Origin of the sequence: Trinickia diaoshuihuensis, assembly GCF_003390925.1 — a bacterium.
GTDB lineage: Bacteria > Pseudomonadota > Gammaproteobacteria > Burkholderiales > Burkholderiaceae > Trinickia > Trinickia diaoshuihuensis.
Window position 1 is genome coordinate 125,159 of the sequence record NZ_QUBS01000090.1, and the last position, 21,242, is coordinate 146,400.

General features: G+C 62.0%; 17 protein-coding genes and 1 pseudogene. 10 read left to right on the forward strand and 8 right to left on the reverse strand.

Features of this window, described 5'->3' with window-relative positions; genetic code table 11:
- Positions 1 to 39: 39 nt before the first annotated feature.
- Together DXT59_RS28835 and DXT59_RS28840 are read right to left on the reverse strand one after the other, a co-directional pair.
- Positions 40 to 1,008 (reverse strand): diiron oxygenase, encoded by a 969-nt coding sequence (locus DXT59_RS28835; protein ID WP_116141703.1) that lies wholly within the window; start codon positions 1,006 to 1,008, stop codon positions 40 to 42.
- A 56-nt stretch (positions 1,009 to 1,064) separates the two neighbouring features.
- Positions 1,065 to 2,384: an aspartate aminotransferase family protein gene (locus DXT59_RS28840; RefSeq protein ID WP_116141705.1), complete on the reverse strand. Its 1,320-nt coding sequence runs from the start codon at positions 2,382 to 2,384 to the stop codon at positions 1,065 to 1,067.
- Between the two features lie 380 nt (positions 2,385 to 2,764).
- Here DXT59_RS28840 and DXT59_RS28845 point away from each other — a divergent pair, with 380 nt between their 5' ends.
- From DXT59_RS28845 to DXT59_RS28870, 6 genes are all read left to right on the forward strand, one after another.
- Complete coding sequence (locus tag DXT59_RS28845; protein WP_116141707.1) at positions 2,765 to 3,598, forward strand: class I SAM-dependent methyltransferase; 834 nt, start codon at positions 2,765 to 2,767, stop codon at positions 3,596 to 3,598.
- A 54-nt stretch (positions 3,599 to 3,652) separates the two neighbouring features.
- Positions 3,653 to 4,501 carry an N-acyl homoserine lactonase family protein gene (locus tag DXT59_RS28850; RefSeq protein WP_116141709.1) on the forward strand — a complete coding sequence of 283 codons (849 nt, stop codon included), beginning with the start codon at positions 3,653 to 3,655 and terminating at the stop codon, positions 4,499 to 4,501.
- Between the two features lie 13 nt (positions 4,502 to 4,514).
- The gene (locus DXT59_RS28855) at positions 4,515 to 6,383 is read left to right on the forward strand and encodes an FAD/NAD(P)-binding protein (RefSeq protein ID WP_205417493.1); all 1,869 of its coding nucleotides are present in this window, start codon (positions 4,515 to 4,517) and stop codon (positions 6,381 to 6,383) included.
- An 81-nt stretch (positions 6,384 to 6,464) separates the two neighbouring features.
- A complete protein-coding gene (locus tag DXT59_RS28860; protein WP_116141712.1) occupies positions 6,465 to 6,968 on the forward strand; it encodes a cupin domain-containing protein in 504 nt (167 codons plus the stop codon).
- 17 nt (positions 6,969 to 6,985) lie between these two features.
- On the forward strand, positions 6,986 to 7,636 hold the full coding sequence (gene maiA, locus DXT59_RS28865; protein ID WP_162878298.1) for a maleylacetoacetate isomerase: 651 nt from the start codon (positions 6,986 to 6,988) through the stop codon (positions 7,634 to 7,636).
- Positions 7,637 to 7,816: 180 nt separating this feature from the next.
- Positions 7,817 to 8,803, forward strand: a complete 987-nt coding sequence (locus tag DXT59_RS28870; protein WP_116141717.1) for a LysR family transcriptional regulator — start codon at positions 7,817 to 7,819, stop codon at positions 8,801 to 8,803.
- 8 nt (positions 8,804 to 8,811) lie between these two features.
- Here the strand turns inward: DXT59_RS28870 and DXT59_RS28875 are convergent, their stop codons facing one another.
- Both DXT59_RS28875 and DXT59_RS28880 read right to left on the reverse strand, forming a co-directional pair.
- Positions 8,812 to 9,885 carry a porin gene (locus tag DXT59_RS28875; protein ID WP_116141719.1) on the reverse strand — a complete coding sequence of 358 codons (1,074 nt, stop codon included), beginning with the start codon at positions 9,883 to 9,885 and terminating at the stop codon, positions 8,812 to 8,814.
- Between the two features lie 74 nt (positions 9,886 to 9,959).
- Positions 9,960 to 10,862 (reverse strand): HpcH/HpaI aldolase/citrate lyase family protein, encoded by a 903-nt coding sequence (locus DXT59_RS28880; RefSeq protein WP_116142246.1) that lies wholly within the window; start codon positions 10,860 to 10,862, stop codon positions 9,960 to 9,962.
- Positions 10,863 to 11,133: 271 nt separating this feature from the next.
- On the opposite strand from DXT59_RS28880, the gene DXT59_RS28885 reads away from it, so the two are divergent.
- The 4 genes and pseudogenes from DXT59_RS28885 (at position 11,134) to DXT59_RS28900 (ending at position 15,795) form a co-directional block, all read left to right on the forward strand.
- Positions 11,134 to 11,883 (forward strand): IclR family transcriptional regulator, encoded by a 750-nt coding sequence (locus DXT59_RS28885; RefSeq protein ID WP_116141721.1) that lies wholly within the window; start codon positions 11,134 to 11,136, stop codon positions 11,881 to 11,883.
- A gap of 55 nt (positions 11,884 to 11,938) precedes the next feature.
- Positions 11,939 to 13,229, forward strand: a pseudogene (locus DXT59_RS28890) (CaiB/BaiF CoA transferase family protein); the annotation flags it as partial.
- A gap of 66 nt (positions 13,230 to 13,295) precedes the next feature.
- Positions 13,296 to 14,306, forward strand: coding sequence for a cyclase family protein (locus DXT59_RS28895; RefSeq protein ID WP_116141725.1), 1,011 nt, complete (start codon positions 13,296 to 13,298; stop codon positions 14,304 to 14,306).
- Positions 14,307 to 14,334: 28 nt separating this feature from the next.
- Positions 14,335 to 15,795 (forward strand): MFS transporter, encoded by a 1,461-nt coding sequence (locus DXT59_RS28900; protein ID WP_116141727.1) that lies wholly within the window; start codon positions 14,335 to 14,337, stop codon positions 15,793 to 15,795.
- A 22-nt stretch (positions 15,796 to 15,817) separates the two neighbouring features.
- Here the strand turns inward: DXT59_RS28900 and DXT59_RS28905 are convergent, their stop codons facing one another.
- From DXT59_RS28905 to DXT59_RS28920, 4 genes are read right to left on the reverse strand one after another with little or no spacing between them, the layout of a single operon-like run.
- Entirely contained in the window at positions 15,818 to 18,238 is a 2,421-nt protein-coding gene (locus tag DXT59_RS28905) for a glycoside hydrolase family 3 N-terminal domain-containing protein (RefSeq protein ID WP_116141729.1), read from the reverse strand.
- A 32-nt stretch (positions 18,239 to 18,270) separates the two neighbouring features.
- The gene (locus DXT59_RS28910) at positions 18,271 to 19,437 is read right to left on the reverse strand and encodes an ABC transporter ATP-binding protein (protein ID WP_116141731.1); all 1,167 of its coding nucleotides are present in this window, start codon (positions 19,435 to 19,437) and stop codon (positions 18,271 to 18,273) included.
- A gap of 6 nt (positions 19,438 to 19,443) precedes the next feature.
- Positions 19,444 to 20,289, reverse strand: coding sequence for a carbohydrate ABC transporter permease (locus DXT59_RS28915; RefSeq protein WP_240324728.1), 846 nt, complete (start codon positions 20,287 to 20,289; stop codon positions 19,444 to 19,446).
- 2 nt (positions 20,290 to 20,291) lie between these two features.
- Positions 20,292 to 21,215 (reverse strand): carbohydrate ABC transporter permease, encoded by a 924-nt coding sequence (locus DXT59_RS28920; RefSeq protein ID WP_240324746.1) that lies wholly within the window; start codon positions 21,213 to 21,215, stop codon positions 20,292 to 20,294.
- Positions 21,216 to 21,242 lie beyond the last annotated feature (27 nt).

Here is a 21,242-nt window from a genome sequence, read left to right on the forward strand (position 1 = left end):
GCGATCGGCCCGGCCCGCTCGGCCGCACCGGTTTCTTATTCAAACGCGTGCCTGGTCATGCCGGGCGAAGGCCGCCCTGACCGCTTCGTCGTCGAGCACACCGGTACGCTCGAGCAGCTTCACGAGGTTCTTGCGCGTGACGTCGATATAGTCTTTCGCATTCGCGACATACCGCGTTTGCGTTTCGCCGAGCACCGTTTCGATCTCGCCCGGCGAAAGCGCGAGTTGCTCGAGGACCGATCGATCGAACCGCCGGCTGAAGTCGGCTGCCAGATAATCGTCGAGATAGGCCGGCAACAACGTGCCGATCCGCCGGCGCGTGTCCACGTCCAGCGTCCGCCAGTGTTCGCGCACGAGCGTGGCGAAATAGTTCGCGTGGCGGCCTTCGTCCGAGACATGGTCGGTCATTACCTGCGTAAAGGTGCGCGTCGCCTCTTTTTCACGGCCGATACTGAGCAGATCCTTAGTCAACGTATGCTCGGCCAGACAGGTGGCCAGCAACTGATACGGAGCATGCATCGATTCCGGCAGCGCCGCATATCCACGCCGCACCGCGTCGAGATTTCCGTTGGTTTGCGGGACCGACAGCGGTTCGATACCCGAGGTGGCCTTCAATTGAATGATGAAATCGAGCGCCACATACGCGTGATAGCCCTCGTCGATCACGATCGTGATCGCTTCGCGGCGCGTTTGCTCGTCGGCTTGCGCAATGATTTCGCCGTTGATGATTTTCAGCGCGCAATCGATGACGAACCGCGTTTCGAGCAAACCGATCTCGTACATATACTTATAGGTGGACTGTGCGAGCACGTAGGCGACGGCCTCGCTGCCGAGCGACGTCACGATCTGATGTTCGGCGATCAGTTGGCGCGACTTCGGGAAAATGTTCTCCTCGACGATATTGGCGGGTACGAGAACGCGCGGGCTGTTACGCACCGTCGCATTGCCATACCAGCGGCTGACGGCGTCTTCGATCGTACTTTCGGAAGCTTGGAATACGGTAGACATACGGCACCTCTCGGAATGCGTGCCGGGCACGCGACGGTTTGGAATATCAATAACGGCTATTCGCTTTCGACGAAACTTCGCAGATCACGTAACGATTCGAGGACCGCATCGCCGAAGCGATCGAGGTCGCTTTCGGTATGCGCGGCCGAGAGAAAGATCGGTTCCTCGAGCGACGGAGCCAGCAAAAAGCCTCGGTCGCGCAGGCGCCGATGCACGCGCGTAAATGCTTCGTAATCCTGGCTCTTGACGTCGCGATAGTTGCGCAACGGCTCGTCGCTGTCGCGAAAGGCGATTCCCAGCACCGACCCCGCCCGGCTTACGTGAAAGCGGATTCCATGCTCGGTGAAGCCCGCCGCAAGGCGCCGTTCGAGCGCTGCGCCAAGACTGTCCAACCGTTCGTAGAAGCCAGGTCGCGAGATAACATCCAATGTCGCAATGCCGGCCGCCGTCGTCAGCGGATTGCCGGCGAAAGTTCCCGACTGAAAAACGCCGCCGCCGACCGCGACGTGCGAGAGATAGAGCGCTTTGCCGCCGTAGGCGCCCACCGGCGTTCCGCCGCCGATGATCTTGCCGAACGTGGTGAGATCGGGGTCGATGCCGAAGGCCTGGCTAACGCCGCCGTACCGAAAGCGAAAGCCTGACACCACCTCGTCGAAGATCAGCAGCGCGCCGTACTGATGCGTGAGTTCGCGCAACGCCTTGATGAATTCGGGACGCGATTTGACGAAGCCCATGTTGGTCGAGTGCGGCTCGACGAGCACAGCGGCAATCGCATCTCCATGCTCCGCAAACAGGTTCGTGACCTCTTCCACGTCGTTGTAGTCGGCCAGCAGCACGTCGCGGTTAGCATGATCGGCGATCCCTCGGCTCACCGTCTTCAAACTGCCTTGGCCGCGCTCGAGATTGAGCGGGCTTGCAAGCAGCGCATCGGAGTGCCCGTGGTAGGAGCCGCGAAACTTCACGATCAAGGCGCGTCCCGTGTGGCTGCGCGCGATTCGAGTGGCCGTCATGACCGCTTCGGTGCCGCTGCAAACGAACCGAATCGCTTCGAGTGCGGGTGTACTCGCGACGATGCGCTCCGCAAGTTCGTACTCCGCCTGCGTCGAAAGCCCGTACGTCGTACCGAGCGACGCTTGGCGCTTGATTGCCTCCACCACCTCTTGGTGGGCGTGGCCGAGAATCAACGCCCCGAATCCATTCAAAAAATCGATGTATTCGTTGCCGTCGGCATCGACGATGCGCGAGCCGCGCGCTTCGCGAGCGACGATCGGATCGCCGCCGACCAGTCTAAAGGTCCGCAGCGGAGAATTAACGCCATCGGGGATCGATTTCGTCCCGCGCTGGAATAGCGCTTGCGATTTTAAATAAGTAGCCATAAGACGCTCCGGTTTATTAACAGATTTTTATATATTGATTCATTAATGATGATATAAACAAATGAAAATTCATCTAGACGGTTCGGCCGGTGTACTTTAGAACAGCCTCCTCCAATGTCAAGGCCTTAAAAAGTATCTTGACAGCATGCCGAGGCGTGCTTTATTTATCACCGAACCGTGAGTTTCATTCGCATAACGGCTTAATATGAACAGATAATCGTTCGCGTATGATTAGCCGTTTTTATTAACGCATATCCAATAGATATAACAACAGTTTCACGAACGGCCTAAATTCACCACGAATCATGCGATGACCGTTTTTTCACGTCGATCAGCACGGCAATGAACCGTGCATTAACCCCCATCCAAGGAGAGATCAGATGGACATGAGCGTCTATTTCAACAAGCAGCATTTGGTGAAACACAGCTACGCAACCACAGAGGATTATCGCGTTCGCTCGGATGCATGGGAGTCATTGGCGCAGCAGTCGATCTCCGAGTGGTACGCGGCCCAACTCCAGGACCTCGCGTTTGAAAATCTACTCGACGCCGGATGCGGGCTGGGCCGGTTCAGTACCGCCATTGCGCGGGCGCGCCGGGTCGACGTCACGGCCATCGATATTGCCGAGCCGATGGTGGAGGCCACGCGCCAGGCGCTCGGCTCGCTGCCCGGCAAGCACGAGTTCGTGCAAACGTCGATCGAGGACGCACCGTTTTCCGACGGAAGCTTCGATCTCGTACTGGCGAACCTCGTCCTCTTTCATGTGCCCGACATCGGCGGCGCGTTCAAGAAACTGGCCGACTTCACGAAGAAAGGCGGACACGTCGCGCTTTTGACGGTCGATTTCGACTGGATGAGCGAGCTCAACCGCTTTCAAGACCACGCGCTGCTGAAGCTAGGTTTCGCCCACGATCATCCGGCGCTGACGGCGCCGGTGACGAACCGTTTTTGCGACGCGAACATCATGCGCTATGCGCCGCAGTCGCTGCGCTTGATTCGCAAACCTTGGTTCGACGGAACGATGACGTTCCCCGATGTCGACGGCGTCATGAATTTCTACACGCACACCATGCGATACAAAAACGTAGCCATGCAACTGGGCAACGATACGCTGCGCGACACGGCACGCGAGATCGTCGAAGCCTATCGCGAACGAACCGGCTCGCTCAAAGTCTCGAGCAGCCTGTACCTCTACGTATTCGAAAAGCGCTAGCGCGCCCGCGCGGCGTCCAAGCCGCGCCCCCGCTCATTCAGGAGGCCCGGACAGATGAATTCCACGTTTCCACCGGAATACGAAGTGTATGCACTGCGCTATGCCGTCCAGCCCGACCGCACGGCCCGCGAAAACTACTTGTTCTACGACGAGCACGATGGACCGATGCCGCAGGACTATTTCATCTGGGCCATACGCGACGAAGCGCGCGTCATCGTCGTCGATACCGGATTCACGGCCGAAATGGCGGCCAAGCGCAAGCGCACGTTTCTTCGCTCGCCGATAGCCGCGCTGGCCGGGATCGGCATCGACGCCTCGCAAGTGCGGGACGTCGTGATCACGCATATGCACTACGACCATGCGGGCAATCTGGATGCGTTTCCGCAGGCGCGCTTTCACGTGCAGGACAAGGAGATGCAGTACTGCACCGGCCGCTGCATGTGTTACGACTTGCTGCGGCGTCCGTTCGAGAAGTACGACGTCATCACGGCCGTTCGACATCTTTTCGAAGGACGGCTCGTGTTCCACGACGGCGACGAGACGCTCGCGCCTGGCGTCTCGCTACACTTGATCGGCGGGCACACGCTCGGCCAGCAGGTCGTCCGGGTGCACACCAAGCGTGGTTACATCGTGCTCGCGAGCGACGGCGCGCATTACTGGTCGAATATTCGCTCGCGCAAGCCGTTCCCGCTCGTCGCCGACGTCATGCTGATGCTCGAGGGATACACGCGCATCGACGCGCTCGCGGACGGCCCCGAGCACGTGATCCCCGGCCACGATCCCGCCGTCCTGACGACCTTCCCGACTTGGCCCTCCAGCGGCGACGTGGCGTTGCTCCACGAGGCCCCGATCGCGCACGCCGAGCGGACCGACGGCCAGACGGCGCTTTCCGTGCAAATATGATTAGGAGCGCAAAATGAGTGCGATCACGGTCACGATTATCGGTATGGGCCCGCGCGGCGTTAGCGTTCTCGAACGTCTCGCACACTTCGTACGTGCGCTGGGTTGGCGTCAAGCGATCCGCGTCGAAATCGTCGATCCCGGCGAATGCGGTCAAGGCACGCATTACGATACCCAACCGCCGCACCTGCTCACCAACACCCTCGCGAGCCAGGTCACGATTTTTCCCCCGGAAAGCCTTGCACTGGATAGCGCCCCGCGCAGTTTCTTGGAATGGGCAAGGGCCGAAGGCTATCGGCACTTCGAGGGCGCCTTCCATGCCGTGGGCGCTCCCTACGGCGAAGACGTAGGCGAGCAGCATTACCTCCCGCGTTATCTATTGGGACGCTACTTTTCGGACGCGTTCGACCGCATCGTGCGAGCGTTGCCGCCGAACGTGTCCGTCAGCCACCGGCGGCGGCGCGCTCACGACCTCACCCCTACCGCGCACGGATACACGGTACATTTGGACAGCGGCGGCTCGTTCCAAACCGATTACGTCATATTGGCGATGGGCCACGGCAGACGCAAGGGCGACGCGACCGATGCCGCGCACCGGCGCTTCGTAGAGGAGTGCGGGCGCCGCAACGACAAACTGGACCTGTTCGAATCGGCGTACCCGGTCGAAGCGCTGGGCCGCATTTCGCCCGGTGCCACGGTGGCGATCCAGGGCATCGGCCTCACCGCACACGACGTCATATCGCACTTGACCGTCGGCCGGGGCGGGCGATTCGTCGGGCGAGCGGGCGAGCTGCGTTACGAGCCTTCGGGTCGCGAGCCTCGCATGTTGCTATTTTCCCGCAGCGGTTTGCCGTTTTCGGCGCGAGCGGTCAATCAAAAGGGCCCCGCGGGACGATACAACCCGCGCTTCTTCACGATGAATGCCATCTCGCAACTGCGCGAACGCGCACGGACCACACGCGGCGACGGTCGAATCGACTTCGTGAACGAGGCGATGCCGCTGATCATGGCCGATATGGCTTATGCCCGGCATTGCGCGCTGCACGCGGATGGCGCCGACGACACGTTCGAATGGAACGCGCAGGCTCGCGCCGCGATCGAAGCAATATTGGATCCTGTCGGAACGCGTCAGTTCGACGATCTCGACGCGTTCCGACGGTTCTTTCGTCAATTCCTGCTCGACGACCTTGCCGAGGTGGACAAAGGCAACGTCAAGAGCCCGGTCAAAGCGGCGACCGACGTTCTGCGCGACTTACGCGAACAGTTCCGCAACGCCGCCGAGTACGCCGGCTTCACGCCCGAATCGAACAAGGTCTTTTCCGAAGTATTCGTCAACACGCTCAACCGAATCGTGTTCGGACCGCCGAAGCGGCGCAACCTGGAGTTGCTCGCACTACTGGACCAAGGGTTCGTCGATCTGGCCGGCGGGCCGGGAGCAGCCGTCGTTCACGATCCGGACCAAGCGCGCTTCGCGATCGAGAGCGTCTTCGGAGGGCGCAAGGAGCGGCGGCACGCCGACGTGCTCGTCGTATCGCGTATCGACGTATTCAGCCCGCTGACGGATCGATCGCCGTTAGTAGCCAATCTGATGACGCGCGGACTTATTCGCGCTTTCGAGAACGGCGACTACCACCCCGGAGGGATCGACATCGCGCCTACATATCAAGTGGTCGGCCGCGACGGACTCGTGAACGATCGCGTATGGGCGATCGGCTATCCCGTCGAAGGCCCCCACTATTACACGCAGGAGCTGCCGCGGCCCGGCAGGAAATCTCGTCTAACCATCGATGCCGAGATCTGCGTGCAAGGGCTATTCGCTTCGCTCGGGGCGGATAGCATCCCGCAAAGCCCGCCGCAAGCCAGCGAGGCGGTGCTCGATAGCTGAACGCACGCTCGCCCGAACAGCATGGCGAGGCAAATCCACGCCGACGACAGGTCGCGCATCGAATAGACAGGAGCCGCTCACATGGCCATTCCCCTTGGCGCATTCATTTCATTCTCCGCTTATCTGGAAGGTTCGCGTTTGCCGAGCGAGCAGCCTGCCGTTTGGCACGGCGCCGATATTTGGCGTGCCGCCGCGCGCCAGCCCGCTGACGCGCGCGGCGCCGTCGCCTTCACCCGCGGCGCGGCAGGTAACGCGACCGAGATCGTGCCCGGCATATCGCTTACGGCGCAGCGCGTCGAAGCCGGTATGCGCGCGGGGCTGCATCGCCACTCGTTTTGGCACCTGTATCACGTCGCAGGCGGGAGCGGCCACGTTATTCTGGGAGATGAATCGAACCGCGTGCAAGTCACGGCGGGAGACTGGTTATTCGTGCCGGCATGGCATCCGCATGCCGTCGACAATCGCGCCGGTACGGCCCCGCTCGATCTATTCGCGCTGCAGAACTTGCCGCATTGCGCGGCGCTGGGCAACCTCGCGCGAGCCGACGAGCGTCAATCGATCGAATTGACTTACGCCGATGCGTGACCTTACCTAGGAGACGCATGATGCGACTCTATTCGTTCTTCAGATCCACCGCGTGCTTTCGTGTTCGAATCGCATTGGCGCTGAAAGGCCTAACATGTGAGACGATCCCTATCAATCTGCTACAAGGCGAGGGCGAACACCAGGCCCCGGCCTTCGCGGAGATCAATCCGCAGAGAATGCTGCCCGTTCTGGTCACGGACGACGGCGAACGGATCACACAATCCTTGGCGATCTGCGAGTACCTCGAAGACTTGCGGCCCGCGCCGCCGCTTCTGCCGGCCAGTCCATCGAAGCGCGCTTACGTGCGTGCTTTGGCCGCCGCGATGGCCAGCGACATTCACCCGCTACATGCGATTCGCGTGTCGCGGTATCTCGAGCGAGCGTTCGATGCCGATGCGCAAGCGCGCCGGGCGTGGGGTCAACACTGGATACGCGAGGGACTCCTTGCGATCGAGGCGAGCCTGAAGCGCGGCGGTCACACTGGCCGCTATTGCTGCGGCGACGAGATATCGCTCGCCGACGTATTCCTCGTGCCGCAGCTTGCCAGCGCTATCCACTATGGCGTTGCTATCGATGACCTAGAACTCGTTGGCCAAATTGTGGGCCGCTGTCTTGAGCAGCCTGCATTTCAGGCGGCCTTGCCCGAGAAACAGCCCGAAGCGGCATGAGGAGAATAAACCCAAACAGCATATTGCACCGCCGCATACGCTTTCATTATTGAAGTGTCAATACTGGACCTTGCTAAGGTCATTGATGAAGATGAGGGGTCGTGTTCCCTCGAGGTCGGACGAATCACAGTATCCGTTTCCGGCCTTTCACCACTACTCAGTGAGCATAGGGTGGGCGCCATGAATCTTCGTTCAGTCGATTTGAATTTGCTCGTTACGCTCGATGCGTTGCTCGCCGAGAAGCACGTCACGCGGGCCGGCAGAAAAATCGGGTTGACGCAGCCGGCCGTTAGTAACGCGCTCGGCCGGCTGCGCCATATGTTCAAGGATGAGATCCTCGTACGTGCGGCTTCCGGGATGGAATTGACGTCCCGCGCCAAGGCGTTGGCGCCGGCGCTCCGGCAGATCCTTCAGCAAATCGAAACGTTGCTTGCATCGGAGCAATCGTTCGATCCGCTTGAATCGGAACGGCAATTCGCGCTGAGGATGTCCGACTTGACCGAGCTGCTGTTTTTGCCGGCGCTGTCTCGGTCCGTTCGGACCAGCGCGCCGCGGGTGACGCTCAATATCCTTCATCTAGGGGCCGCGCAAACCGTGGAAGGACTCCACGAAGGAGCGATCGACATCGCGCTCAGCGCACGGCGCCTCGATGACGGATCGCTACGTTCGCAGGTGCTGTTGCAGGACGATATGGTTTGCGTGATGAGCCGGTTGCATGCGGACGCGAATCAGCCGCTTTCGCTCGATCGATTCCTCGCACTGGACTTTTTGGATGTTTCGCCGAACCGCACCGCGGGTGGAATCGTCGATGACCTCCTGGCGGAAATCGATTGCACACGGCGCGTCGTTCTAACGGTACCCCATTGGCTCGTCGTGCCCGATATGCTGATCGCGCTGCCTGTCGCGGTGATCATGTCGGCGCGTCATGCGATGACGCTGGAACCCGGCCGGTTCACGATCGCGCCGTTGCCGCTTCCGCTCGAGCCGCTGACATGGTCGCTTTACTGGCACCCGAGGCACGATACGAGCGCGGCACATCGGTGGCTGCGCACGCGGATGACCGAATGCGCGGCCGCGCTCGATGCCTCGCATCGGTGGCCGGCCGATAGGCCATCGTCCGTGCCGGCGGATGATCCGAAGCTGTACGACGTGGCCGCGGCTACATGAGGCCAATCCTAAAACTGCTTGCGCATTCCGAGCGCCACGCCGGCGCTGCCGCTTCGCCCGCTCGCGAGCGAATACCCTAGAAAGTTGTAGTTGTAGTTATCGAAGTCGAGCGCCGCGCGCCACGCATAGCCCGCGGCTACATATAGCAACGCCGACTTCGACAGCGAGTAGTCCATTTCCAGCGTGACCTGCTTCGGATTCGACGGGCCGGCGGAAGCGGTTCCCGGACTCGGGTTTTGCAACACGACATTCTCATAATAGAAAGCACCGATGGCTTGCAGGGCCGGTGTCACCCGATACCGTACGCCGGCCCAGTAAAAATCGAATCGCGTCACGACGCCGGGCGTCGTCACGTTCGCGCTCCCATGTTCGAACCCCGCGATGAACGTAGCCGGCCCGGGATGGATCGCCGCCGCAATCGCATAGCGTCGAAAATGCGTCACGTTCGGCACCGCGCCGTTGACGTCGTCATAACCGGCGGCAATGCCCACCAAACCGCCGGCGTATTCGAAGCCGAACCCCGATCCGGCACCGGCGCTGAACGCACCGGGCGTGCCGCCGAACGAATAATGCGCGCGCAGCGAGAGCCGGCCGAAGTCCGCGTAATACTTCACCATGTTGTTCTCGCGGAAATTCAGGCCCACGATCGCGCCGTCGGGCTCATACAGCGTCGAGTAGCCGTCGGTGACCGAGTAGTGCTCGAAGATATCGAACAGCGACGTGTATTGACGCCCGAAGCGCACCCCACCCCACCCCTGCCGGCTGAGCCCGAGCCACGCGCCGCGATCGAAACCCCCGGTCCCCACGCCCCTGCCGTTGTTCATCAGAATCGAACTCTCCAGGCGCACATCGGCACGCCAGCCGTCCCCTAACTCCTCCGCCGCTTTGATACCCCAACGCGAGCCGCTTCTGCCGCCCGACCCCATGCGAACCAGCGTGCCCGAACCCTGAGCCGGCGTTTGTTGATGAGTCACAACCTCGGTATAGATGTCGGCCACGCCGTATAGCGTCACGTTCGTCTGCGCGCTCGCACCAGCCGATGCCAATCCCACGCCGCATGCTGCTAGCCATTGCTTCTTCATGTGTCACCGTCTCCTTAGTAGTCCTTATCGTTTTATGTGTGTCTCGGGCCGGCCGGCACCCGGCCGTTCCGTGGCTATGCCGCGCCGCCCGAGCGCTGGCGCAACGCGGCGTCGCGTTCGATGATGCGGCGCGCCTGTGCGAGCACAGGCAAATCGATCATCTTTCCCTCGAACGCAGCCGCGCCGCGTCCGGCACCGCGCGCGGCCGCGTATGCATCGACGATACGGCGCGCGCGGGCGACCTCCGCCTCGGAAGGAGAGAACGCCCGGTTGAGCGCGCCGACCTGCTTCGGATGAATGCACGTCGCCCCGACGAACCCGAACTCCGCCGATTCGCGCGCCATCCGCTCGAATCCCTCGAGGTCGCCTAGATCATCCGGCGTCCCCATCAGCCCGAGCGGCCATACGCCGGCCGCCGCGGCCGCAATGACCAGCAGTTGCTTCGGAACGCGCAATACGTTCGCGTTGGCGTGGCTGCCGCAAGTGACCGCGAAGTCACCGCCGCCGAGCATCATTCCGACGAGTCGCGGCGACGCGCGCGCGATTCGATCCATACACCCGAACGCCTGAGGTGTCTCGATCGTCGCGATCAATCGGGTGGCGCCGCGCTCCCGGCCATGCTCCAGCTCCAGCATCTCCAAGCATTCGTCGATCGCCATCAGATGCGATGCGCCGAGTACCTTCGGCACCACCACGCCCGTCACCCCGGCTCCGACCGCGGCCCGCAAATCGTCCACCATCCATCGCAAGGGCGCGTTCACGCGCACCAGCACGGCAAGCCCCGCCGCCGCTATCCGGTGCGCCGAGGCGGGCAGCATCGCGCGCGCATCGTGCTTCGATTCGGGAGGCACGCTGTCCTCTAGATCGAGCAACGCCGCATCAGCGCTCGAACGGCAAGCACTATCGGCATAGCGGCTGATATGCGCGGGCACGTAGAGCAACGAGCGCCAGGGAGCAAACGACAAGCCTTCATTCATCTCGATCACCGGATTCCTAAAATGAAAGTGACTTTCATTTTGTTGCCACATACCCACGACGGTCAAACTATCGTTAACCCGTTCTGCTTTGCACCATGGGCCGGTCAGTTCTCCTTACTATCGGCTTGCGAAAACCAAAACGTGTTGACATGGGGAAGTCAACGGATAAAAATGAAAGCGACTTTTGTTTTTTCCAAGGAGCAGGCCGCGACGATGGCAGCATCGCGTCGAACGGGGTGCCCGGTTTGCCACAGTTCAAGTAGAGGTTCAGATGAATGCTCAAGCCGACGGCGGCGTCGCCGCCGTCAATCGTGCCCTGACGGCGCTGCTCGCCTTCGCCGACGCACCGAACGGGCTCATGCTCGCGCAAGTGAGCGAGGCCACCGGCCTGAACATGAGCACCTTGCTCCGGCTGTTCGAATCGCTCGAAACGTTCCGCTTCATCAAACGCTTGCCCGACGGCCGCTATGTGCTCGGCCCCGCCAGTTTTCACCTCGGCATCATGTATCGGGAGTCCTTCCAGTTGCGCGAATACGCCGTTCCCATCCTGCGCAAACTGACTGATGAAACCGGCGAGACTGCGGCCTACTACGTGCGCGAAGGGGACGAACGCGTGTGTCTGTTTCGCTTCTACGCGCGCCGTGCCGTTCATACGCACTTACGCGAGGGCGATCGCTTCCCGCTCGATGTGGGCGCCGCGGGCCGTGTCCTACTGGCGTTTTCGGGAACGCGCGGTAACGACTACGACAAAGTGGCGGAACTCGGATACGCCGTATCGATCGGCGAGCGCGAACCCGAAAGCGCCGCGATCGCCTGCCCCGTGTTCGGTGTCGGGCGGTTGCTCAGCGGCGCCATTTCGCTCGGCGTGCCGCGTTACCGCTTCAACAAAAAGGTCTTGGCCGATTACCTGCCGCGCGTGCAAGCGGCCGCCGCTCAATTGACGCACGACCTAGGCGGCGATCTGCCGGGCGGCTTCTCGAACCTCTCCCAAGCCGCCATCGACAGCGCCCTCAACGACTAACCCGGCCTAACGCAGCCCAACGTGGCCGGCTACCGGCCACGCACACCAGGAGACAAAGGATGTCCGTAGCACACATACCCACCGAGGGCGCTCGCGCCGTGCGGCGGGGAAGCACTGGCGCCATCCATCAAAAAACCTTCGACAGCGCGTCGCGTGGTCCGCTCGAAGGCATACGTGTGGTCGATCTGTCCCGTCTCATGGCCGGCAACATGTTAAGCCTGCAGCTCGCCGATTTCGGCGCCGACGTCATTAAAGTCGAGAACGAGCGCGGCGATACGCTGCGGGCGGTCGGCGCGGGGGGCATCAGCACGAACTGGAAGGTCTACGGACGTAACAAGCGTAGCGTGTGCGTCGATTTGCATTGCGCCGAAGGAATCGAACTCGTCCGCAAGCTCGTTGCGCAAGCCGACGTCTTCATCGAAAGCTTCAAGCCGGGCGTACTCGAACAAATGGGCCTTGCACCGGATGTGCTGCACGGCATCCGTCCGCAACTCGTCATCGCACGCATTTCGGGCTGGGGACAAACGGGCCCCTATCGGCACAAACCCGGCTTCGGCACGCTGGCGGAGGGCTATTCCGGCTTCGCCGCCATCAACGGGTTCGCCGATCGCGAGCCTGTCTTGCCCCCGATCTTCCTCGGCGACATGACGGCGGGCCTCTCAGGCGCGATCGCGGTACTCGTCGCTCTACTCGCCCGCACCCGGCGCGACGCCCCCGGCCAAGTGATCGACGTGTCCTTGTTCGAACCGATGTTTTCGATTCTCGGCCCGCTCGCCGCCAACTACGCCATGACCGGCAAGATCAAACCGCGCACGGGCAGCCGCTCCACGAATACGGCACCGCGCAACGCGTATCGGACGCGCGACGGCAAGTGGCTCTGTCTGTCGAGTTCGACGCAAACGATGGCCGAGCGCCTCTTTCGGGCCATTGGGCGCGCCGATCTGATCGACGATCCGCGCTATGCGACCAACGTCGAGCGCGTCAAACATGCCGGCGAGCTCGACGCCATTGTGGGCTCTTTCATTGCCGAACGCGATCTAGACGAGAACCTCGCGTTTTTCGAGTCGGCCGGCGTGACCGTCGGCCCGATCAACGATGTCGCGCAGATCGTACAGGACTCCTACGTGATCGAACGGGAAGTACTCGTCGAACTCCCCGACGACGACGCCGGCAGCTTACCGATGCACAACATCGTGCCTCGGCTCTCGGGCACGCCGGGCGTATTTCGACGCCCCGCCCCCTCGCTCGGCGAACACAATCGCGAGGTACTGATGCCGTTGGTCGGCGAGAGCGAATATGCGGCCTTGACGCAGAGAGGCATCATCGTCGGCCCGGGCAACGAATAGCGGGCCGATATCCGACAAGCGGCCCGCGCTTGCGCCGCCGGCCGCCATGACAAGGAGACAGAGCGCATGAATCCACGTTGGATTCGCCGTCCGCCCGGATCGAATTGGGGCGATTTCGGCGCTGACGATCAAAAGGGCCGCTTGAATTGGCTGACGCCGGAACATGTGCGGCAAGCTGTGGCCGAAGTTCGAGAGGGCCTCGTCTTTTCATTGAGCCTGCCGCTCGACGTGCCGCGAGGCGGCGGCTTGAATGCTCGCCGGCGCCCTCCTGCCGTCTGGCCGGCATCGCTCGAGGGCAAACCATACTTCGGCTATCGCGCCGATGAGCGAGTGCGCGGAGCGACCGACGTCGTCTGCGACGACGCCTTCTGCATGCACTCGCAGTTCTCGACCCAATGGGATGCCCTCTCGCACGTCGGCTCGCTATTCGACGCCGACGGCGACGGCCACGCCGAGCGCGTCTTCTACAACGGCTATCGCATGGACGAACACGTACGCGTGCCCGAGGATGGCGCCGCCGCCGGCGGTGCGCAGGCCCTAGGCATCGAAGTGATGGCGCAAACCGGCGTGCAAGGGCGGGGCGTCATGGTGGATCTGCGCCGCCGTTTCGGCGACGAGCGCCGCAAGATCGGCTATGACGACTGGATGCGCACACTGGATGCCGACGGCGTTCAAGTCGAGCGCGGCGATATCGTCTGTATCCATACCGGTTTTGCCGACCGTTTACTGACGAGCGAGGCGCCATCCGCGTCGAACATCTGTTGCGTGCTCGACGGCGACGACGACCGCCTGCTTCGATGGATCGACGAATCGGGCCTCGCGGCCCTCGCCGCCGACAACCACGCGGTGGAAGAACGGCCGCAGCAAGTAGCGGATCGCACTCGCCCCGGCCCCATCATGCCGCTGCATGAGCTGTGCCTCTTCAAGCTCGGCATTCATCTGGGCGAGCTTTGGCATTTGACGCCGCTCGCGGCTTGGCTCGCGCGGCATGAACGCTCGCGCTTCCTGCTGACCGCGCCACCGCTTTATCTGCGCGGGCTCGTGGGTTCGCCCGTCAATCCCATCGCGACAGTCTGACAGAACAACGACTTATTAGGAGACCCCGATGTCCTCGTCCCAGGTGTCGTCGATCACGGCACGCATCGATCGTTTGCCGCCCACTCGCACGGTTTGGCACATCGTCCTGCTGCTCAGCGTCGGCGGCTTTTTCGAAGTCTATGACTTGTTCCAGATGACTTACCTGCCACCGGGGCTGGTGCGCGACGGCATCTTTCATGCCGGCGCCAAGGGCCTGCTCGGCATGTCCGATCAAGGGGCGCTGGGCGCGGCGACGTTCGCGGGACTGTTCATCGGCGAGATCTTCCTATCGCGCTTCGCCGATCTCGTCGGACGGCGGATTCTGTTCACGAGCTCGCTCGTCCTCTATACGGCGGCCAGCCTGTCGATGTGCTGGCAGCACACGGCGATCGGCATTTGCGTCTGCCGCCTGATCGCCGGATGCGGCGTGGGTGCCGAGTTGATCACGATAGGCGCGTTCCTGACCGAGCTCGTGCCCAAGGCCGTTCGCGGCCGAGCGTTCGCCCTGTGTTTCTCGGTGGGCTACCTCGCGATGCCCGTGCTGGCGTTTGCCTCCTGGCAGTTGATCCCCTACGCTCCGTTGGGGTTCTCGGGTTGGCGCTGGGTCGTGCTGCTCGGCGGCTCGGGTGCCATCGTAGCCGTCTGGCTGCAAGCGAAGCTGCCCGAGTCGCCGCGCTGGCTCGCCACGCGCGGGCGCGAGCAAGAAGCGCAAGCCACGCTGCTATCGATCGAGCAGCGCGTCGAACGCGAATACGGGCGGCCGCTGCCGCCGATACATGAAATCGAAGCACCGGCGCCCGCGGGTGCGACGGCACGGACGCCGTCGATGTGGGACAGTGCGTATCGGCGCCGCACATGGATGCTCATCGCGTTCAACGCATTCCTGAGCATCGGCTTTTTTGGCTTTAGCCAATGGCTGCCGACGCTGCTCGTCGCCCAAGGCGCCGCGATCACGAAGAGTCTTTGGTACGCTTTTCTTATCGCCTTCGCCTACCCGGTGTCTCCGTATATCGCCGCCGGACTCGCGGATCGCATCGAACGCAAATGGCTCATCTCGGCGTGCGCTCTGGGCGTCGCGCTCTTCGGCACAGCGTTCGCCATGGCCGGGCACTCGCCGTTCGCCGTCGTGTTCGGCTTGCTCGTGACGCTTTGCAGCGCCGTCATGGCCGGCAATGCAACGGCGTATCAGGCCGAAATTTTCCCCACGCCAATTCGCAGCAAGGCGTTGGGCTTCGTCCATTCGATCGGCCGGCTGACCGGTATCGCGAGCAGTTTCCTCGTTGCCCTCTTACTTCAGCACGGTGGCCCCGCGGCGGTATTCGCACTGATCGCGGGCAGCATGGCCGTCGTGATCGTATCGATCGGACTGTTCGGTCCGCGCACGAACGGGCGTTCGCTCGAGGAGATCGCGAGCGAGGCCGGCGGCGAGGCGCAACGCACCGGCTCGATGCGTGTGGATGCCCCTGCGCCGGCGATCGGCCGAAGGTGAGCGACGCCCCAATCAGCCGTGGTCAAGGGCGACCGACATCGTCCTTCACCGACACGTCGCAGAGCAACCGCCAGTGACGTTCGAGCGTGCGTGTGGCGTTACCGGCAACCACGACCGTGCCGCTCAAGTGAATGTCCCGGCTCGAACTGCCGATCATGATCTGGAACTCGCCGGGCTCCACGATGCGCTCGCCTCGACCATCCGTGAAGTTGAGCATGTCCACCGGCAATGTGACATGGACGGTACGGCGCGCGCCCGCGGGAACGAACACGCGCTGAAAACCCTTCAGCTCTCGCACGGGCCGCACGACCGATGCAACGCGATCCGCCACGTAGATCTGAACCACCTCGATCCCGTCATGGGCTCCCGCGTTGCCGACCTCGAACGTAAATTCGAATTGTCCGTCGCCGATATCCGCGCGCTGCTTGATCCACTGTAGCGCACCGTATTCGAATCGCGTGTAACCGAGGCCGAACCCGAACGGGTAGCGCGACCCGAAGTGATAAGCGATCGGCGTACCCGCGCTTTTGAGCTTGTGGTTATAGACGTAGGGCACCGCGCCGACATTCTTCGGAATCGACAAGGGCAGCCTGCCGCTAAAATTGGCCGCGCCCGAGATCAATTGCACGAGCGCATCGGCGCCGCCTTCGCCCGGAGAAAAGGCGAGAATATGGGCGGCGACGGAATCTTCCAGACCGCCCAGGTTATATGGACGCCCGCCCGTTTGCACGACGACCGCCGGCGTGCCGCTCGCCACGACGGCGCTCAATAACGCCTGCTGTACGCCAGGCAAGTCGAGACTATCGGTATCGGAGCCCTCGCCCACCGTACCCGATTGAAACAGGCCAGACAAATCGCCGACGAAGACAAACGCCACGTCGGCCGAGCGCGCAACGCGAACCGCCTCGTCGATCTGGCCGACGTCGCGGCTGACCGGCGTCGGCCGGTTCTCGCCGACAGCACGCGCCATGTCCACGTCTCCCGGATATACGGGCGTGCCGGCGCGGCGTTCGCGAATGATGTCGCACCCTTTCGCGTACGCGACACGATCGCTTCCGTACCGCTCCTTGAATGCTTGCAACGGTGTCTTGACGGCCGAACGTGCTTGCTCGCCCGCCGTAATCAAATGCACGGGGAAGCTATACCCCGCGAGCAGCGCGAGCGGGTCGTCGGCGGTCGGGCCGATGACCGCGATACTCGCCTCGCCACCGGCGTCGAGCGGAAGCACCGCGTCGTTTTTCAGCAGGATGATCGACTCCAAGGCGGCGCGACGCGCCACGGCCGTCGCGCGCGGGCTGTTGACGTTGACACCGTCCGGGTCCGCATAGGGATGCTCGAATAACCCAAGCCGGAACTTCGCCGTCAGCACACGAGACACGGCCGCGTCGATGACCGACATATCGATGTCGCCCCGCTCGATCGCGGTTTCCAAATGCAGCGCGCATTCGTGTCCGGGCAGTTCGACGTCGAGGCCGGCGTTGTACGCCAAGGCCGCGGCTTTCGCCGCGTCGGGCGCCACGCCATGATGCGAGTAGAGCAGATTGACTCCGGCGTAGTCGGCCACGACGAGTCCGTCGAATCCCCATTTGCGGCGCAACGTACCCTCGATCAGCACCTGATCGGCATGGCAAGGAATACCGTCGATGTCGTGATAAGCGGGCATCACCGCGCCGGCGTTCGCCAGCTTCACGGCCATTTCGAACGGCAAAAGAAAGATATCGTTGAATTCCCTCGGCCCGATGTGAACCGGCGCATGATTTCGGCCGCCCTCGCTTGCCGAGTGCCCCGCAAAATGCTTCAGCGTCGCGAGCAAATCCCGGCGTTCGCCCTGGAGCCCCAAGACGTACCGGGTAGCCATGACCCCGACCAAATAAGGATCCTCGCCAAACGTTTCTTCCGTACGCCCCCAACGAGGATCGCGCGAGACATCGAGCACGGGCGCGAGGCCTTGATGACAACCGATCGATCGCGCTTGTTCGCCGATCGTGCGCCCCACCTCCTCGATCAGATCGGCATCCCACGTCGCGGCATAGTTGAGCGGCGCGGGAAACAGCGTCGCGCCCTCGATCATGAGTCCGACGAGACATTCCTCATGGGACATCACGGGAATACCGAGGCGCGTCTCTTCGACCATCCTGCGCTGCAAGGCGTTGAACGCTCGAACGCCCTCGTGCGCCTCGACTGTGTGCGTGCCGAGCGGCCGCGTGATTTGCCCAAGGCCATGCTCGAGCAACTGATCGACGGTAATGTCCGTTTCGCGCTGAGCAAAATCGGCGAGCCGCCATCTGTGGTTGCCGTCGGCCGACAGCTTCAGCCACCCCGCGTGCAACTGCGCGATTTTTTCCCGCAGCGTCATGCGCGCAAGCAGATCGGCTACGCGCTCGGCAATAGGCGCCGCCGCGTCACGGTACAAGGCCGGTTGTTCAGCAATATCGATTGGCATGGAAGCTCTCGCTTGGATAAATGAATGACCGATCAGGCGCTGCGCTCGGCAAGTTGGGCGTGCTCGGTGCCGGCGAGCCGCGGCAGTGCGAGACCGTTGCTGTCGAAGACATGGCAGGCATGGGGCGGGGCCCAAAGCGCGACCGGCCGGCCGCGCTCGACGTTGACGTCGCCCGACAGCTTCGCGACGACGTGCGCATCGGCTTGTTCCGCTAGTCCGGCGTGCAAGTAGGTGCATTCGCCGAATCGTTCGATGAGCCGCGCTTGCGCCCTGATGATTTGCACTTTCGTCTCGCCGCCGGCCAAGGCGAGATGCTCGGGACGAATGCCGAGCGTGGCCTCGGCACCCGCGCGGATGCTGCGCCCGTCAACCGCCGCGGCGAGCATCTCCCCGCCCGGCAGCCGTAGATGAACCCCGTCCGCATGCGCCTCGACGACGTTGCCCCGCACGAAATTCATTCGCGGAGAACCGATGAAGCCCGCGACGAATCGATTCTTGGGCCGGTGATAGAGATCGAGCGGCGAGCCCACTTGCGCGATGCTTCCCTCGCGCTCCATGTCGGCGCCGGCGTGCAGTAAAACGATCTTGTCCGCAAGCGCCATCGCTTCGGTCTGATCGTGCGTGACATACACCGCGCTTGCCTGATTGAATTCACGATGCAGCCGAGAAATTTCCGTCCGGGTTTGCACGCGCAGCGCGGCGTCGAGGTTGGAGAGCGGCTCGTCGAAGAGGAAGACGCCCGGCTCTCGCACGATCGCTCGGCCGATCGCCACGCGTTGGCGTTGGCCGCCGGAAAGCGCCGCGGGCTTGCGGCTCAGGAGTTGATCGAGCTGTAATGCGGCGGCCGCCTGCCGGACTTTACGATCGATGACCGCGCCGTCCAGCTTGGCCTGCCGCAACGCGAACGCCATGTTTTCGTAGACGCTCATGTGCGGATACAACGCATAATTCTGAAACACCATCGCAACGTTCCGCTTCGACGGGTGGACGTCGTTGACCACCTTGCCGTCGATGCTCAGTTCGCCCGAAGTTATCCCTTCGAGACCGGCGATCATGCGAAGCAGCGTTGATTTTCCGCAGCCGGATGGGCCTAGAAATACGCAGAACTCATGCGCATCGATGTCCAAATCGACCCGGCGCACGACCGGGCTATTGCCTTGATACGCCTTGTGGACGTTTCTCAAACTAATGCTTGCCATGATTGATCAACCTTTTAGCGATCCCGCCATCATTCCCTTGATCACACGTTCTTGACCGAACGCATAGACGGCAATCAAAGGAAGCGAGGTGAGCGTGACGAGCGCAAGCATCGCGGGAACGTTCGACGAATACTGCCCCTGGAAGTCCCATATCGCGAGCGGGAGCGTGCGGTGTCCAGGCGTCGACGTCAGTACGTAGGCGAAGATGAACTCATTCCAGAGCGCAACGGCGTTGTAGATCGCAACGGTGGCGAGCCCCGGCGTGGAGAGCGGAAAGTAGATTCGCCAAAATATCTTGAGCGGTCCGCAGCCGTCCAAACAAGCGGCCTCCTCCAATTCACGCGGAATCTGCCGCATGAACTCGGTCAAGATGAAGATCGAAATCGGCAAACTGAATGCGACGTACGGCCCGATCAAAGCAAAGGCGGAATCGTACAAGCCGATATTTCGGACGAGGAGATAAATCGGAACCAAGGTGGCGTGTATCGGCACGATCATCGCCGCCACCACGAGGCCGAACAACGTCTTCCCGAAAGGGAAATGGAGCCGAGCAAAGGCATAGGCAGCCATCGAACTCAGCAAGACGATCAATAGCACCGACACGCCGACCACGAAACAACTGTTGAGCAGGTAGGTGAAGAACGGTCCCTGCAATACCGATGCGTACTCGGCAAAATCGAGATGCCGCGGCAAGGCCCATACCGAATCCGCGAAAGATTCCTCCTGCGACTTCAAGCTCGTGACGATCACGAAGAGAAAAGGAAGCGTGGTGACGGCGAGCCAGATGAGCGCGAGGAAATACGACACGCCGCGTTTGGCCTGCGCCATCCCTCGAATTCTCGGAGCGAACATGGTCAGACCTTTTGCGAGTAGCGTTGCGTCGCGCGCATGGCGGCGGCGGCAACGAGCGCGACGATCAGGAACATCGCGGAGGCGATCGTGCTTCCGTAACCGAGTTGGAACGCGCTGAATACCTTGTTGTACATATAGGTCGCCATCAGTTCGGAGGCGTGTTCGGGACCCCCGCCCGTCATGACGAACACAAGATCGAAGTACCTGAGCGAGCCCAGAACGGCCAGCAACATCGCCGTGCGAATCGTGCCTTGCAAATGCGGCAGCTTGATGCGCCAAAAGATCGTGGATTCGGAGGCGCCGTCGAGTCTCGCCGCTTCGCTCAACTCGGCGGGAAACGAGGACAGCCCAGCGAGAAACAGAATCATGTAGAACGGGATGTTCTGCCAGCAGATGACCGCAATCGTGGCGGCAAGCGAAAAATGCGGATCCCCAAGCCAATCTTGAGCCAATCCATCGAGTCCGATCGCGCGCAAACCGACGTTCAGAGGACCGAAATTCGGATCATAGACGTTCTTGAACAGCACGCCGATGGCGACGCTCGACATCAGCAAAGGCAGGAAATAGAGCAGTTTCAGTACTCTCGATCCCTGCCCCGCCTTGTCCAACATGACGGCAAGCACGAGCGCGATCGGCAACTGAATCACGACTGAAAACAGCGCCAGCAGCAAATTGTTGCGCAACGCCTTCCAGAACACGGCGTCCTGCGACAGGTGGACCCAGTTGGCGAGGCCGACGAACCGCGCGCCGCTGCCGAGCCCATTCCAATCGAGCAACGACAAACGGAAACTGCCGGCGAGCGGATAGAGCAAGAATACGCCGAGCAACAACATCGAAGGCGCAAGCAAAACCACGACGCCGAGCCACTGCGAACCCACCTTGCGTCGCCCACTCGATATCTTCGATACGTCGGATTCAACCGTCACCGTACTCAAGACCACCTCCGGCTTTTA